9 protein-coding genes are annotated in these 16118 nt (G+C 62.2%); 4 read left to right on the top strand and 5 right to left on the bottom strand.

The features are described 5' to 3' along the window. Positions 1-64 precede the first annotated feature (64 nt). The 3 genes from glnD (at position 65) to ACUXAC_RS21440 (ending at position 4114) form a co-directional block, all read left to right on the top strand. The gene (gene glnD, locus ACUXAC_RS21450; protein ID WP_187322712.1) at positions 65-2728 is read left to right on the top strand and encodes a bifunctional uridylyltransferase/uridylyl-removing protein GlnD; all 2664 of its coding nucleotides are present in this window, start codon (positions 65-67) and stop codon (positions 2726-2728) included. A gap of 42 nt (positions 2729-2770) precedes the next feature. Then, positions 2771-3595: a 2,3,4,5-tetrahydropyridine-2,6-dicarboxylate N-succinyltransferase gene (gene dapD / locus ACUXAC_RS21445; RefSeq protein WP_004931932.1), complete on the top strand. Its 825-nt coding sequence runs from the start codon at positions 2771-2773 to the stop codon at positions 3593-3595. A gap of 129 nt (positions 3596-3724) precedes the next feature. Further along, positions 3725-4114, top strand: coding sequence for a DUF3461 family protein (locus tag ACUXAC_RS21440; RefSeq protein WP_004931929.1), 390 nt, complete (start codon positions 3725-3727; stop codon positions 4112-4114). Between the two features lie 57 nt (positions 4115-4171). Here ACUXAC_RS21440 and ACUXAC_RS21435 read toward each other — a convergent pair whose 3' ends face one another. The 5 genes from ACUXAC_RS21435 to ACUXAC_RS21415 form a co-directional block, all read right to left on the bottom strand. Further along, positions 4172-4624 carry a flavodoxin gene (locus ACUXAC_RS21435; RefSeq protein ID WP_033654121.1) on the bottom strand — a complete coding sequence of 151 codons (453 nt, stop codon included), beginning with the start codon at positions 4622-4624 and terminating at the stop codon, positions 4172-4174. Positions 4625-4657: 33 nt separating this feature from the next. Further along, the gene (gene truC / locus ACUXAC_RS21430) at positions 4658-5428 is read right to left on the bottom strand and encodes a tRNA pseudouridine(65) synthase TruC (RefSeq protein WP_033654120.1); all 771 of its coding nucleotides are present in this window, start codon (positions 5426-5428) and stop codon (positions 4658-4660) included. Positions 5429-5488: 60 nt separating this feature from the next. Continuing rightward, complete coding sequence (gene pbpC, locus ACUXAC_RS21425; protein WP_454266870.1) at positions 5489-7837, bottom strand: penicillin-binding protein 1C; 2349 nt, start codon at positions 7835-7837, stop codon at positions 5489-5491. Positions 7838-7886: 49 nt separating this feature from the next. Continuing rightward, positions 7887-13862 carry an alpha-2-macroglobulin gene (locus ACUXAC_RS21420; RefSeq protein ID WP_454266869.1) on the bottom strand — a complete coding sequence of 1992 codons (5976 nt, stop codon included), beginning with the start codon at positions 13860-13862 and terminating at the stop codon, positions 7887-7889. Between the two features lie 146 nt (positions 13863-14008). Beyond that, positions 14009-14335 (bottom strand): YqcC family protein, encoded by a 327-nt coding sequence (locus ACUXAC_RS21415; protein WP_033638567.1) that lies wholly within the window; start codon positions 14333-14335, stop codon positions 14009-14011. 178 nt (positions 14336-14513) lie between these two features. Between ACUXAC_RS21415 and ACUXAC_RS21410 the strand changes: the two genes are divergently transcribed. Further along, positions 14514-15752 carry an MFS transporter gene (locus ACUXAC_RS21410; protein ID WP_197780043.1) on the top strand — a complete coding sequence of 413 codons (1239 nt, stop codon included), beginning with the start codon at positions 14514-14516 and terminating at the stop codon, positions 15750-15752. Positions 15753-16118: the final 366 nt, after the last annotated feature.

Below are 16118 nucleotides of genomic sequence, written 5' to 3'. Positions count from 1 at the left end.
CGAACGCCGCGTGCAGAATATCACCAGGCCGGCTTTTGCCGGCCTTTTTTATGGGCTGCGCACTATGTCTGACAATCTCCTTCAACAAGCGGCCCCGGCCGTGCCGATGCCGCCCGCCTCCCCCAGCACCTACGGCAACGACGAGCTCACCTGTCCGGTGCTGAAACAGCGGCTGGAGCAGTTCCAGCTGTGGCTGGCGGCAGCGTTCGACGCCGGTGCCAGCGCCGAAAGCCTGGTGGCGGCGCGCAGCGACTTCATCGATCGCCTGCTGCGCCGGCTGTGGACCTTCTACGGCTTCGAAGATATCCCGGAAACTGCGCTGGTGGCGGTCGGCGGCTACGGCCGCGGCGAGTTGCACCCGCTGTCGGACATCGACGTGTTGGTGCTCAGCCAGCGCCGGCTGACGGAACAACAGTCGCAGCGAGTCGGCGAATTCATCACCCTGCTGTGGGATCTCAAGCTGGAAGTGGGCCACAGCGTGCGCACCCTGGAAGAATGTCTGCTGGAGGGATTGGCGGATCTGACCGTGGCCACCAACCTGATCGAATCGCGCATGATCTGCGGCGACGTCGCGCTGTTCCTGCAGATGCAAAAACATATCTTCAGCGACGGCTTCTGGCCCTCGCCGCAGTTTTTCCACGCCAAGGTCAACGAACAGCAGGAGCGCCACCAGCGCTACCACGGCACCAGCTATAACCTGGAGCCGGATATCAAAAGCAGCCCTGGCGGCCTGCGCGACATCCACACCCTGCTGTGGGTGGCGCGGCGCCACTTCGGCGCCACCTCGCTGGACGAAATGGTCGGCTTCGGTTTCCTCACCCAGGCCGAGCGCAACGAGCTGAACGAGTGCCAGAGCTTCCTGTGGCGCATCCGTTTCGCATTGCATCTGGTGCTGCCGCGTTACGACAACCGCCTGCTGTTCGATCGCCAGCTCAGCGTGGCGCAGCTGCTGCGCTATGAAGGCGAAGGCAACGAGCCGGTCGAACGCATGATGAAAGACTTCTACCGCATGACGCGGCGCGTCAGCGAGCTGAACCACATGCTGCTGCAGCTGTTCGACGAAGCCATCCTGGCGCTGGACGCCACCGAGAAGCCGCGCCCGCTGAACGACGATTTCCAGCTGCGCGGCGATCTGATCGATCTGCGCGACGAGACGCTGTTTATCCGCGAGCCGCAGGCCATCATGCGCATGTTCTACCTGATGGTGCGCAACCGCGAGATCAAGGGCATTTATTCCACCACCGTGCGCCAGCTGCGCCACGCCCGCCGCCATCTGAAACAGCCGCTGTGCACCATTCCGGAAGCGCGCGATCTGTTTATGGCCATTCTGCGCCATCCCGGCGCGGTCTCGCGCGCGCTGGTGCCGATGCACCGTCACAGCGTGCTGTGGGCCTATATGCCGCAGTGGGGCAAGATCGTCGGCCAGATGCAGTTCGACCTGTTCCACGCCTATACCGTCGATGAACACACCATCCGCGTGCTGCAAAAGCTGGAGAGCTTCGCCGATGCGCAAACCCGGCCACGCCATCCGCTGTGCGTGGAGCTGTACCCGCGCCTGCCGCACCCGGAATTATTACTGTTAGCGGCGCTGTTCCACGATATCGCCAAAGGGCGCGGCGGCGATCACTCGATCCTCGGCGCGGAAGACGTGGTGGAGTTCGCCGAACTGCACGGCCTGAACTCGCGCGAAACCCAACTGGTGGCCTGGCTGGTGCGCTGGCACCTGCTGATGTCGGTCACCGCGCAGCGCCGCGATATCCAGGATCCGACGGTGATCCAGCAGTTCAGCAGCGAAGTGCAGAGCGAAACCCGCCTGCGTTACCTGGTGTGCCTGACGGTGGCGGATATCTGCGCCACCAACGAAACCCTGTGGAACAGCTGGAAACAGAGCCTGTTGCGCGAGCTGTACTTCGCCACCGAGAAGCAGCTGCGCCGCGGCATGCAGAACAGCCCGGATCTGCGCGAACGCGTGCGCCATCACCGCCTGCAGGCGCTGGCGCTGCTGCGCATGGACAACATCGACGAAGAGGCGCTGCACCGCATCTGGAGCCGCTGCCGCGCCGACTATTTCCTGCGCCACTCGCCGAACCAGCTGGCCTGGCACGCCCGTCACCTGCTGGCCCACGACTCCACCCAGCCGCTGGTGCTGGTCAGCCGCCAGGCGACGCGCGGCGGCACCGAGATCTTTATCTGGAGCCCGGATCGCCCCTACCTGTTCGCCGCCGTCGCCGGCGAGATGGATCGCCGCAATCTGAGCGTGCACGACGCGCAGATCTTCACCAACCGCGACGGCATGGCGATGGACACCTTTATCGTGCTGGAGCCGGACGGCAGCCCGCTGGCACAGGATCGCCACACGGCGATCCGCCAGGCCTTGCTGCAGGCCATCACCCAGCGGGAGTACCAGCCGCCGCGCGTGCGCCGGCCTTCTTCCAAGCTGCGTCATTTCAGCGTGCCGACCGAGGTCACCTTCCTGCCGACTCACACCGATCGCCGCAGCTACCTGGAGCTGATCGCACTTGACCAGCCCGGCCTGCTGGCGCGGGTGGGCGAAGTGTTCGCCGACCTGGGGCTGTCGCTGCACGGCGCGCGCATTACCACCATCGGCGAGCGGGTCGAGGACTTGTTTATCCTGGCCGACGGCGAGCGACGCGCGCTCGATCAGGAAACGCGCAGAAAGTTGGAGCAACGGTTGACAGAGGCCCTCACCCCAAACGATAAAATGTGATACAAGTAACTTTTTACCGACAACATCAGGAAAGAGAACAGCATGCAGCAATTACAGAACGTTATTGAAAGCGCCTTCGAGCGCCGTGCGGACATCACCCCGGCGAACGTAGACACCGTAACGCGCGAAGCGGTAAACCAGGTGATCGGCCTGCTGGACAGCGGCGCCCTGCGCGTCGCCGAGAAGATCGACGGTCAATGGGTCACCCATCAGTGGCTGAAGAAAGCCGTGCTGCTCTCTTTCCGCATCAACGACAACAAGGTGATGGACGGCGCGGAAACCCGCTACTACGACAAGGTGCCGATGAAGTTCGCCGACTACGACGAAGCGCGCTTCCAGAAGGAAGGTTTCCGCGTCGTGCCGCCGGCCACCGTGCGCCAGGGCGCGTTCATCGCGCGTAACACCGTGCTGATGCCGTCTTACGTTAACATCGGCGCCTACGTCGACGAAGGCACCATGGTCGACACCTGGGCCACCGTCGGTTCTTGCGCGCAGATCGGCAAAAACGTTCACCTGTCCGGCGGCGTCGGCATCGGTGGCGTACTGGAGCCGCTGCAGGCCAACCCAACCATCATCGAAGACAACTGCTTCATCGGCGCGCGCTCCGAAGTGGTGGAAGGCGTGATCGTGGAAGAAGGCTCGGTGATTTCGATGGGCGTATACCTTGGCCAGAGCACCCGTATCTATGACCGCGAGACCGGCGAAATCCATTACGGCCGCGTACCGGCGGGTTCGGTGGTGGTTTCCGGTAACCTGCCGTCGAAAGACGGTTCTTACAGCCTGTACTGCGCGGTGATCGTCAAGAAAGTCGACGCCAAAACACGCGGTAAAGTCGGCATTAATGAGTTATTGCGCACTATCGACTAAATTGAAATAGCGGGTGATTCACCCGCTATTTTTTTGTCTGCGTTTCGCTGGCAGTCACAGTCGCAGATCTCGCTTTCCGCCATAATTGCAGTCGTGGAATATAACGATCACATCTAAAGAGGGCGCAGTATGTACGATAACTTGAAGAGTTTGGGCATCAATCAACCGGAAGACGTCGATCGCTATAGCCTGCGTCAAGAGGCCAACAACGACATCCTCAAGATCTATTTCCGCAAGGACAAGGGCGAGTTCTTCGCCAAGAGCGTGAAGTTCAAGTACCCGCGCCAGCGTAAAACCGTGGTGGCGGACAACGCCGGCCAGGGCTACAAGGAAATTCACGAGATCAACCCGAACCTGCGCTACGTGATCGACGAACTGGATCAGCTGTGCCAGCGCGATCAGGTGGAAGTGGATCTGAAGCGTAAAATCCTCGACGACCTGCGCCATCTTGAAGGCGTGGTGTCGCACAAGATTGCCGAGATCGAAGCCGATCTGGAAAAACTCACCCGCGGCAAATAATGCGGATCGGTTGACCCGCATCATCGCCAAGGCGCCCTTTCGCGGCGCCTTTTTACTTTACGATTGCAGCAGCGTGCCCCACTGCTCGACCCACGGGCAGGCGGCCACTTCCGGCTCCGGCTGTTCCATCGCATCGATCTCCAGCACTTCGCTCACACGGGTGGCGCCCTGCTCTTGCAGCAGCGCGTCGAACGCGCGCCCGGCGCCGCAGAAGTTGTCATAGCTGCTGTCGCCGAGGGCGATCAGCCCATAGCGCAGCTCCGGCTGGTAGCCGACCTGATCGCGAATGGCGTGGAACAGCGGCGCGATGCTGTCCGGCAGATCGCCCTGCCCGGTGGTGGAGGTGATCACCAGCGCGTAGTGCTGACGATAAAACTGCCAGGCCTCCAGCGTGCCCTCTTCGAACAGTTTGACCTCATGGCCCTGCTCGCTGAGGATGTTTTGCGCCTCTTCCGCCACCAGCAGCGAATTGCCGTAGACCGTTCCCACGAAGATACCAACCTGAGCCATGGCTCCTACTCCCTTCATTACCTTTAAAAATTGTCAGCTATCCTGACCGTTAGCCGCGCTAAACTCAACCCCGGCAAGTTCAGGGAATACCCCCGCCCAGCCGAACTGCGCCATCACCCCTTGCCAGTCTTCGTCCCAGCGCGCCGTCACCCGCAGCGGCTCGCCGGTCACCGGGTGCGTCAGCTGCAGATGACTGGCGTGCAGCATCAGACGCGGGCAGCCGAAATGCTGCGCCATACCGCGGTTCTGCCGCAGATCGCCGTGCTTGCTGTCACCGATGATCGGATGGCGAAGATGCGCCATGTGGCGCCGCAGCTGGTGCTTGCGGCCGGTTTCCGGCTGCAGCTCCACCAGGCTGTAGCGCGCGCTGTCGTAGCGGCCGACGGCCACCGGCATCTCTACCTGCGCCAGCGGCCGGTAGTGCGTCACCGCCGGCTGCGGTCCCTTATCGGCATCGGCATGTTTATCGGCGATTTTGTCCAGCTCCGCCGTCAGCGGGTAGTCGAGGGTCGCCCCCTCCTGCACATAGCCGCGCACCACCGCATGGTAGGTTTTCTGCACCTGATGCTGCTCGAACTGCTGCGACAGCAGGCGCGCCACCTCGCTGGAGAGCGCCATCAGCAGCACGCCGGAAGTCGGGCGATCGAGACGGTGCACGGTAAAGACGTGCTGCCCAAGCTGATCGCGCACCGTCTGCATCATAAAGCGAGTTTCATGACGGTCCAGCCAACTGCGGTGCACCAACCAGCCCGACGGCTTGTTCACCGCCACCAGGTGTTCATCCTGATACAAAATCTCAATCACATCGCTTTCCCAGGTAAATAGCCGTTTCGGGCGCGAGTATAACAGGCGTGCGGCTCAGCGCTAGTTCACCCATTCGATGGTCACCAGGCGCGTATCGGCGCGGCCGCGATCGTCCACCGCCCGAATGCGGTAGCGCCCGTTGTTGATCGGCCGCCAGTCGATCGGCTTTTTGCTGGCGCTGCTGCCGAGATAGATATCGTCGACGAACCAATACACCGTCTTGCTGTCGGCGTCCGTCACCGCGTTGAAGGCGATTTTATCTCGCCCCTGCTGCGACTGGCGCAGGGTATAGGTGGTGTTTTTCAGCGGCGAAGTGATGCGCGGCGCGTTGCCGCCGACGGCGACGCCGTTGTCCTTGCAGCGGTTGACCGGCGGCGCCCGCTTCGGCAGCCCGGCCTGGGCGAACACGTTGGCCAAATCGGAAGGCCAGAACTCAAAGATTTCGGTGCGGGTCTGCGCCGCGTCATACGGCGGGCAGACGACCTCGCCGCTGTGAATATCCAGCACCACCGGCCGATAGACGCTGTCGACCTTGATCGGCGACTTGCCGGGAATGAACCAGGTCTTGCCCTTCTGCTGGCACCACGGCGTGGGCAGATCGCCGCTGGCGAGACAAATCTCCACACGCCGCAGCCGTTGGGGGAACGGGTGCTTCGGTTCCCGCAGGCCTGGGTAGCTGGCGTTGACGCTGTCGATGATGTTGAAGAACAGCGGCGCTGCCGCCTCGGCGCCGACCAACGCATTGTTGCCGCGCCCGTCGAAATTGCCCTCCCACACCACCAGCACGTAAGGCCCGAAAATCCCGACGCTCCAGGCGTCGCGAAAGCCCCACGAGGTGCCGGTCTTCCAGTACACCGGCAGCGAAGAAGAACGCTGTGCCAGCGTATCGCCCGGCCGCAGGTGCTGGCGCAGCATATCCAGCGTGATGAAACTGGCCTCCTCGCTCAACAGCCGAACCGGCGTCGATTCGGCCTCGTTCAGCTGCATGCGCAGCGGCCGCAGCTCGCCGCGGTTCGCCAGCAGCGCATACAGCTTCGCCAATTCCTGCGCCGTCACCTCGCCGCCGCCCAGCACCAGCGACAACCCGTAGTGGCTCTCGTTGGCCATATTGGCCACGCCGGTCAGACGCAAAAACTGATAAAAGGTCGGCTGGCGCAGCTGCGAGGCGACATACACTGCCGGAATGTTGCGGCTGAAATTCAGCGCATCGGTGGCGGTCACCGGGCCGAGAAAGCGCCGGTCGAAGTTTTCCGGCGCATAGGCGCCGAACGACGAAGGCACGTCTTTCAGGATGGTCATCGGATGCAGCACGCCCTGCTCCATGCCCAGCGCGTAGATGAACGGCTTCAGCGTCGAACCCGGCGAGCGCTTGGCGTTGGTACCGTTTACCTGCCCCTGGATCGGCCGATTGTAATAGTCCGCCGATCCCACCAGCGCACGCACCCCCATATCGCGGCTGTCCACCAGCAGCACCGCGGCGTTTTGGATGCCGCGGCTGCGGTTGCGGGCGATAAACGCGTTGACCTGCCGCTCGACCAGCCGCTGCAACCCGGCGTCCAGCGTGGTATCGACGCGCGTATCGCGCTGCACCAGTTGCTGCGTCTGCAGCCGTAACTGCTCGATAAAGTGCGGCGCGATATAGGGCACTTGCTCAGGCTGTCGCAGCGCCAGCGGCAGGCGGAACAGCGTTTGCTGGCTGGCGTCGGTGGGGTAAACCCGCTGCCAGCGCTGGAACAGACGGTTGCGCGCCTGCGTCAATGCAGCGCCGAGCACGCCGGTTTTCGGCTCCAGACGGTAGCTGGGCGACTGCGGCAGCACCGCCAGCGTCAGCGCCTCCGGCAGGGTCAAATCCTTCGGCGACTTGGCGAAATAGATCAGGCTGGCAGCGCCGATGCTTTCGATGTTGCGGCCGTAAGGGGCGTAATTCAGGTAGGCTTCCAGGATATCGTGCTTGGAGTAGCTGAGCTCCAGCTGCACCGCGCGCAGCACCTGCAGCAGCTTGCCGCCCGGCGTGCGGGTGTTGAGATGCCAGCGCATGCGCGCCAGCTGCATGCTGATGGTCGACCCGCCCTGCATTTTGCCGCCGGCGACATAGCTGCGCCAGAAGCCACGCATCAGGCTAACGGGGTTAAAGCCGGGGTTGTAGTAGAACCAGCGGTCTTCGTGCAGCAGCAGCCCACGCACCGCCAGCGGCGACACCTGCTCCAGCGGGGTCCACAGCCGGTAGCGGTCGTCGTTGGCCAACGTGATGCGCAGCAGCGCGCCGTGCCTGTCGTAATAGACGGAAGACTGCGGCAGCCCCTGCCACAGGGGCGGATGCGGCCACAGCCGAATCGCGGTCAGCAGCAGCGCCAGTAAAAACGCCGCCATCAAGCCGTTTTGCAGCACGCGCCCGGTCAGGATCTTCATACGTTCTCACCACCCCGGCGCCAGACGCTGGCCTGGCGCCGGATCCGGCCTAGTCGTTGCCCGCCGGCACCACCACCAGCTTGCCGCCGCCGGCCGACATCGCCTGTACTTCACGGTCGTACATGGCTTCGCCGTAGGCCGGTGGAACAATAAAGCTGCCGGTATTGGTGGCCTTGATCTGATAGACGAACTCCTGCACCTCGGTGCCGGCGCTGCCGTAGATAATCACCCGATCTTCACGGATATCGCTGTAATCCGGCGCCCAGGTAGAGCCGGTAGCGGCCAGCGGCGACTGCCAACCGCCGCGGTCTTCGCTCTCCTCGCCGGCATCGGCCGGTTCCGGCGGCGTCTGCTGCACCACTTCGAACCCGCCCGGCAGCAGATCGACGATCGCCAGGTTGCTCTGCCCCTCTTTCGAGTTGGCGCGCACCTTCAGATGGACGTTGATCTTCTGCCCCAGCGTCACCTGCGTCACCGGTTTGCCCTGTTCGTCGGTGTAATCGCGAACGATCTCAATCCCGCGCGACAGCGCTTTTTGCGGCGCATTCAGGTCGTAACCGGCCTGCGTCACCACATACCAGGCCGGCGCATTGCCGCCGTTGGTGAAGCGCACAGCGGTAGCATCGGCGTTGAACTGCCCCTGCACGAACAACCTCTGCAGCTCACTGATGCGCTGCGGCTCGCCGCCGGCTTTGCCTACCTGCACGATGCCCAAGGCATCCGCATTGGCGGATTGCGCCGCCACCTGGGCCGAATAGCTTTCCAGCGCCAGAATGCTCATCGCGGAAGAGTAGGTGGTGTAACGCTCTTCTTTCAGCGCCTTGACCATATTCTCCAGCACCTGCGGCGGGATCGACGCCACTTTCTCCGGGAAGTGACGGGTAATCAGATACAGCCGAGTCGCATCCTGCACCAGCGGATCGAAATAATTCTGCGTCCACCAGGCACTGTCATACGCCTTGCTCAGCTGCTGCCAGCTCGGTTGCAGCAACGCGGCGGCTTCGTCGTCCATCTTCAACAAGCGGTAAGAAGAAGCCAGATACAGCGCGCTCAGATCGATTTTCCACCCTTCGCCATAGCGTTTTTGCAGCGTATCCTGCACCGCCGCCAGCGAGTTGGTGGTCACTTCGCCCTGCAGCGTCAGCAGGTAAACCGCCCAGCTGCGCAAGCGCAGCAGATACAGATCGTCGAATCCGCTGGCCGCCAGCTCGCGCAATGCGCCGTTGGCCTCGTCCAGCATGCCTTCCGGCAGGGCGTAGCCCGCCGCTTTGGCTTCGAGCAGATACTGCACCACATAAGGCGTGACGAAAGGATCGGCATCCGGCGACGAACGCCAGGCGCCGATCGCCCCGCTGTCGTTCTGGCGCGCGCGCAGCACGCCAAGCAGGTTGCGCAGCTGCTTGCTGACTTCCGCCTGGCTCAGGCTGCTTTTCATCTCTGGGTGGCGGCTCTGCAGCATCAGCGGAATGGAGCGGCTGACGATCTGCTCGGAACAGTAATACGGGTAATCCGCCAGGTATTGCGCCAGCCCGCTGGTCAGCACCAGCGGCGAATTCGACACCGCCGCCCGGCGCTGCGCGAAAGCGTCGAACATCTGGCGCAGGCCATCGACATTCTGGCTGCTGCCGCTCATGCGCCCCATCACCGACTGGGTGCGGTACGGCGCCGCCGGCCGCACCGAGGTGCTGACGGTGCGGCGGCTGGCCTGGTCGCCGTAACGGGCGTCGAACACCAGCGGTGCATCGCCCAGCGCGGATTTGGCGCGCAGACGGAAAGTGATCACACCCTCGCGTTTTTCCGCCAGCGTCAGGCTTTGCGTCGCGTTGCCCACCACCTCCAACTGCGGCGGCGGCGTCAACAGAACGTTGATGGCCACCGACTGGCCGTTCAACCCTTCGAGGTTGTTGCTGACGCCCACGCTGACGTCGAACTCGTCGCCCGGCGCCACCATCGCCGGCACGTTCGGCGTCATGATGAAGTTGTCGCGCACCGTGGCGGCGGTTTGCGCCTTGCCGATTTTCTCCGGCGTCACCGAAATCGCCATCACGCGGATCTTGCCGTTAAAGTAGTCCGGCACCGGGTAGACGAACTGCTTCTCGCCGCTGACCTCGGTAATGCCGGACCAATAGGCCACCGGCTTGTCGCGTTTGCGCTTGAACGGGTTGAGGTTGAGATCCAGCCCTTCGCCCGCGTCGCCGCCCGGCGCCGCGGTCAGCGCCATCAGCTTGCTGAACTCCGGCAGGATCAGGTCGAGGATCTGCGAGCTGCTCACGTTCAGTTCACGCTTGCTGAAGAAGAACTCCAGCGGATCCTTCAGGCGGTAGCGCGCCACCTGCAGAATGCCCTCATCGACGGCAAACAGCGCCACCTGCTGCGGCGCGTCGGTCTTGACCGTCATCGTCAGGTTTTCACCCGGCTTGATGACCTCCGGCGCCGTCACCTCGAGGCTGTTTTGCCGCGCCTGGGTACTGATCTTGAACGGCATCACGCCATAGCTCAGCGGGCTCATGAAGATTTCACTGGAGTTGATGTCGCGCACGAACTGCACGTTGATGTAGCCGTTGCCCTCCATGCCGGCCGGCACGCGGATCTTCTGCACCGAGCTGGTGGTATCGGTGTGGAACCACTGCCAGGCGTAAACCTTGTCCTTCTCGATGGTGATCAAGCCGCTACCGGTATAAGGCGCGTTGATCGCCACCTCGATCTCCTCGCCCGGCTGATATTCCGCCTGGTTCAGTTTCAGCTTCAGTTCGGCGTTGCGATCCAGCGAACGGCTCAGGTTGGCGTTGCCGGCCACGCTGTAGGCGACGCGGTTGAGCGTTTTGCCCTGCGCATCTTCAATCACCAGCACGAAGTCGCCCGGCTTATCGGTCGCCAGCCGCAGATCCGCGCCCTGCTCGCTCAGCGCCAGCGGCTGTTCCGACAGCTGCACTTCCTTCATCTTCGACTGGTATTTGTAAACGCCCGAATCCTGTTTGGTCAGCACCGAGATGTATTTCTGCTCGATCAACACCTGCTTCAGGTTCGGCATGGCGATCTGCTGCAGATTCGGATCGATGGCGATCACGTTCAGATGCCGCTCCGCGTCGCGGTTGATGTAGCCCAGATCGCCGTCCGCCTTCACCCCAATCAGGTAATCGTAAGGCGAAACCAGCGTGCGGGCGGTAGCCGCCACCGAGCGCCCGCCGCCGGCGACGAACGCCTCCGACAGCAGCTGCAGCTGATAGGTGGCGTCGGCGTAGGATTTCAGATCGAGCGGGATTTCGGCCGCGCCGTGCTCATCGGTGGTGCGATCTTCCAGCTCGGTTTCGAACCCGTCGCTGTTTTGCCGGTTTTCATAGAACGCATAATCTGGGAAGCGATCGAAGCTCGGATACATCGGCCGCAGCGTCAGCCTGGTGGTCACGCGGCGATCCTGCGCCGGGGTACCGAACAGGTTCTGCACATCGATGCTGGCCTTCAGCTCGGACGGTTTGACCCAGCCTTGCTGGCGATTCGGCGTCAGCGCCAGCTTCACTTTCAGCTGATCCGGCTCGAACTCCTTCACATTGACCGCGGTATGGCCGAGCAGCGTGGAGGTATCGTTGTTTTTGCCGATCAGATACAGATAGACGTTCCACTCGCCGGTGGGCGAGTTTTCATCGGTGGTATAGCTCAGCTCGTTGAAACCGCTGGCGCTCAGCGTCAGCGGCACGGTGGTCATCAGCTTGTCGCGCGGATCGCGGACTTCGGCGCGCACCGGCACGCCGGCCAGGCCAACGCGCCAGTCGGCGGCGCGGGTGATCAGGCCAATATTGAAAGTATCCCCCGGTCGATAAACGCCGCGATCGGAGAACAGGTAGCTGCCGAGCGTGCGCGGATCGGTCGGCGTTTGCTCCCCGGCGACGTCGAAGCGCGAGAAGTCCAGCCCGCGATCGTTATAGCTGCCTGTCGGCAGGAAGGAGACATCCCCTTCCTTTTCCACCAGGAACATCACCGGCTGGCGCTCGTTGGTGTACACGTCGAGCGCCGGGAAACGCACGTGGCCGTCGGCCCCGGTGGTTTGGCTGAGCAGCGTCACGCCGTTTTTGGCCACTACCGACACGTTGGCGCCGCTGACCGGCGCGCCGCTTTGAATCGACTGCACGAAGACGTCGCGCGTCTTATCCTGCGAGCTCTTGGCGACGATGCCCAGATCGGTCACCACCACAAAGCGCGAATCGCCGACGTCGGGCTGATCATCTCCGGTGCTCTCGTCCGGTTCCTGTTCTGGCTCGGCACCCGCCTCTTCCGCCGCCGGTTTCCGGTTCGGCTGCCATTCAGACAGCGTCAGCAGGAACACCCCGCGATGCGAACTGGCGTTGGTGGAGAGATAACGGGAAAGATCGATGCCCTGATAGTTCACTTCCCCCGGCCGCTCGTTATTGAGCGCCGTCTGGTATTTGAAATGCTCGGTGAAATATTCGTCGTTGAGCCGGTTGAATTCCGCGGACGAATATTCCCGGCTTTTGAAGGAGACGATGTGCTGCAGCTGGCTCGGGATCACCCGCTTGATGTCCAGCCGCAGGCCCGCCACGTTGCGCGCCGCCACGCTGATCTGTTTGTCGCCGTTGACCGACAGCAGCGAGCCTGCGGACATGAACTGCAGCGATTTCGGGAACTCCGGCACTTCGACCACCCGATAAATCTTCTTCGGCATTTTGTAACCGCCGACGGAGACCAGTTGGTTGTCTATCTCGATCAGCACGAAGCGGTGCGCCGGAGCTTCAAAGCGGAAGCTGAACTGCGGCTGGTAGGCCTCTTCCGCCTCGTTAAGCGTCAAAGGCAATGCCGTCGCCTGCGCCAGCACGTTTTTACCGACGCTGTCGACCGTCCATTGATAGAAATCTTCGGCATCGTTGGCGGCCTCGGCATCGTTCGGATCGTGCTGCGGCAGCAGCCAGGCTTTGGTGGCCCGCGCCAGCTCTTTATCCTTCACCGCATCGCTGAAGCCGACCACCAGCGCACGCTGCCCTTGGCCGCCGTCGGTATCCACGACCTGTGCACTGGCGTCGCTCAGCGCCAGACTGTACAGCGTCGGGACTTTGACCCAGTTGCTTTTCGCCTCTTCGACCGCATTGCCGGCCGCCGTCGATTTGACGCCCTTGCCGACGGTCAGATGCACAGCGCCGCCCTGATCCAGCGCCTGCAGCGGCTCGGAATGCACCCAGGCGTTCAGTTTTTTCTCGTCATAGACCAGAGAGAAGTTCAACTTTTTCTCGGAGGAAGTGCTGCCTTCTTTCAACCCCAGCGAAATCTGTTTTTCAAAGCTGGCGACGTCGACCGGCGCGTTGAACTTCAGATTGAAAATCGCGCTGCGTTTCTGCGCATCTTGCGGATCGCGGTAATACTCAGCCTGCCCCAGGCGGTAATCGAACGCGGGCACGGTGAAGGCATAGCGGGTTTTGGCCAGTTTGATCTGCGGTGCCAGCAGGGTGGCGGGCTCAAGGGTCACGTCATATTTCGCGCCCATCGGCAGCGGCTTTTTCGGCGTGAACAGCAGCGTCGACTCATTGATCCATGCCCACTGCCCTTCCGCCGTCGGCTTCAGAGTGATGCCGGCGCTCACGGTTTTACCCACTGCGGCGATCGGCGCGACCGACCCGCTGAAGGTCAGGCTCACCGTTTGCGGCACCTGCCGGGCGGCGGCGTAATCTATCGGCTCGGGGTTGGCAAGCGATGCGCTGACCTCCTGAACCACCATCGGCGCAGGCTCGATAGGCTGAGGCCGGTTTTGCCACCAGTGCCAACCGTAAAACGCGCCGCCTGCGGCGCCAGCCAACAGCAACAGGCCTAAACCGATCGCTTTCGGGTGTTTATCCACGCCGCTTTCGAGCCGCAAGAAACCGCGCGGCAGCGCAGCCCACCAGGCCGGCGCACGCCAGCTGAGGTTGCCGACCAGCGGTCTCAGCAACCGCCCCAACAGCGACAACACCCCACCCAGCAGGCGACAAACGCCCTTAACCAGGGTAAAAGGCAAACGCAGGATAAACCTTAATAAATCCATTATTGCAGCACCTCATCATCCTAATGCAGCCCCCGGTCAACCGCCGCGGTTCAACCGAGCCGAAAGACACCGTCGGCTCTCCTGCCCGGCATCCGCGCGAGTACTCTACACTGCCGGGCGGCAAAAATCTGCGCGCCGCCGGCGAATTACGGCTCTTTATTCAACATCAAATCCAGCTGTTGCAGCAGCACCAGCAGCGGCAGGCTGCTCGGTTCGCGATCTTTCAACGCCTCTTCGAAATAAGGCGTGATGGCGAAGCGCGTCGGCAGCGGCGCTTCGGCGTCCAGCAACGCATACATGCGCGGCAAGAACACCCACTGCAGCCAGGCTTCGGCCGACATGCTATCGATGCAGAACGGCTCGGTGCTGGAGAAAGCCTCATGATCAGGCGGCGCGGCCTGCCACAGCGCCAGATCGCGCATGGATTGTTCAATCGCCTGCAAACTGCGGCGCACCTGGTTATGTATACTCATCTGCATTCCCGATCTCTTTTCATCATGGTATTCAGCACGCTGGCTGAAAGGCGGCAAAGCATAGCATTTTTATAGCCCAAATTCGGCGCGCCTGAGACAGTCCGCCGTTTTTATCTGGTGGCGTTCGCCGCCGCGCGGCACAATAGGCCCACCGAGTTCACCACACAGATAAAGATTCATGTCCGTAATAATAGAGAAAAAAAACCACGCGACGCCCGGTAAGGCCATGCTGGCTTCGGTCACCGGTTATGCCATGGACGGGTTTGACCTGCTGATCCTCGGCTTTATGCTGCCGGCCATCAGCATCGAATTGGGATTAACCTCATCGGCCGCCGGTTCACTGGTCACCTGGACGCTGATCGGCGCGGTGCTGGGCGGCGTGATTTTCGGCCACCTCAGCGATCGTTTCGGCCGTATCCGTGTGCTCACGATCACCATCCTGATGTTTTCCCTGTTCACCGGCCTGTGTGCCGTGGCGCAAGGGTATTGGGATCTGCTGGCCTATCGCACCCTGGCGGGCATCGGACTGGGCGGCGAATTCGGCATCGGCATGGCGCTGATCGCCGAAGCCTGGCCGGCGGAGAAGCGCAACCGCGCTTCGGCTTACGTCGGCATGGGCTGGCAATTGGGCGTGCTGGCGGCCGCCTTCCTGACGCCGCTGCTGCTGGAACACATCGGCTGGCGCGGCATGTTTTTGGTCGGCCTGCTGCCGGCGCTGGCGTCATTCCTGATCCGCCGTACCCTGGGCGAACCGGAAGCATTCGTGCGGCAGAAAGATGCCGGGCAACCGCTCTCCTTCCTGCAGCGTTTGCGCCTGCTGTTTAAGGATCGCGCCACCAGCAGGGCCAGCATCGGCATCTTCATTCTCTGTTCGGTGCAGAACTTCGGTTACTACGGCCTGATGATCTGGATGCCGACTTACCTGGCGAAAAACTTTGGCTTCTCGCTCACCAAATCCGGCCTGTGGACGGCGGTGACGGTGGTCGGCATGACGTTCGGCATCTGGCTGTTTGGCATGCTGGCCGACCGCTTCGCCCGCTGGAAGATCTTCGTGCTTTATCAGATCGGTGCCGTGGTGATGGTGATCGGTTACGCCCAGTTGAGCGACCCGACGCTGATGCTGTTCGCCGGCGCCGTGATGGGCATGTTCGTCAACGGCATGATAGGCGGCTACGGCGCGTTGATTTCCGATACCTATCCGGTGCAGGCGCGCGCCACCGCGCAGAACATCCTGTTCAATCTGGGGCGCGGCGTCGGCGGCCTGGGGCCATTGGTGATCGGTGCGCTGGTGACGCAGGTGTCGTTTACCGCGGCCATCAGCCTGCTGGCGGCAATTTACCTGTTGGATATCTACGCCACGCTGTTCCTGCTGCCGAAAAAACAGGGCGCAGGCGATACGCTGGGCGCGATTGGTTAACGCTGAAGAGGGATTAAGGCGGGGCGCACGCGCAGCGGGATAAAACAAAAAGTTGGGGGCACTGCGTTAACAGTGCCCCCGGTTCGTTTTATAGCTATCCCGCTACACAGCGTGCTCCCTGCTCAATCCTTGAAAACTTTTCCTGCGGCCATCCTGACCAAGTGGTCCTTGCATCATCCTGCAGCATCGTCCTGACGCGGTTCCTCAGCCTTCCTGACCCGCCGACAGTCCTGTGCCGGCTCTCAATCTCCGTCCTGGAGGTGTCCCTGGTTTCTATCCTGAAACATCCTGGGCATCTCCTGACGCCATCCTTCGCTCTTGCCTGAGCGCATCCCTTTCTTCTTCCTGAAGCTGCATCATCCTGAT

This window comes from Serratia sp. 121840015-1, from assembly GCF_053627655.1.
The sequence above is the reverse complement of the archived record's forward strand: the minus strand, read 5'-3'. Positions and strand labels throughout refer to the sequence as shown.

What these genes read in the sequence shown, in the direction of transcription:
- ACUXAC_RS21415 (WP_033638567.1), bottom strand. Translation starts at nt 14,335, where the DNA reads ATGAGTATACATAACCAGGTGCGCCGCAGTTTGCAGGCGATTGAACAA.
- ACUXAC_RS21440 (WP_004931929.1), top strand. Translation starts at nt 3,725, where the DNA reads ATGTACGATAACTTGAAGAGTTTGGGCATCAATCAACCGGAAGACGTC.
- ACUXAC_RS21420 (WP_454266869.1), bottom strand. Translation starts at nt 13,862, where the DNA reads ATGGATTTATTAAGGTTTATCCTGCGTTTGCCTTTTACCCTGGTTAAG.
- dapD (WP_004931932.1), top strand. Translation starts at nt 2,771, where the DNA reads ATGCAGCAATTACAGAACGTTATTGAAAGCGCCTTCGAGCGCCGTGCG.
- pbpC (WP_454266870.1), bottom strand. Translation starts at nt 7,837, where the DNA reads ATGAAGATCCTGACCGGGCGCGTGCTGCAAAACGGCTTGATGGCGGCG.
- ACUXAC_RS21410 (WP_197780043.1), top strand. Translation starts at nt 14,514, where the DNA reads ATGTCCGTAATAATAGAGAAAAAAAACCACGCGACGCCCGGTAAGGCC.
- ACUXAC_RS21435 (WP_033654121.1), bottom strand. Translation starts at nt 4,624, where the DNA reads ATGGCTCAGGTTGGTATCTTCGTGGGAACGGTCTACGGCAATTCGCTG.
- glnD (WP_187322712.1), top strand. Translation starts at nt 65, where the DNA reads ATGTCTGACAATCTCCTTCAACAAGCGGCCCCGGCCGTGCCGATGCCG.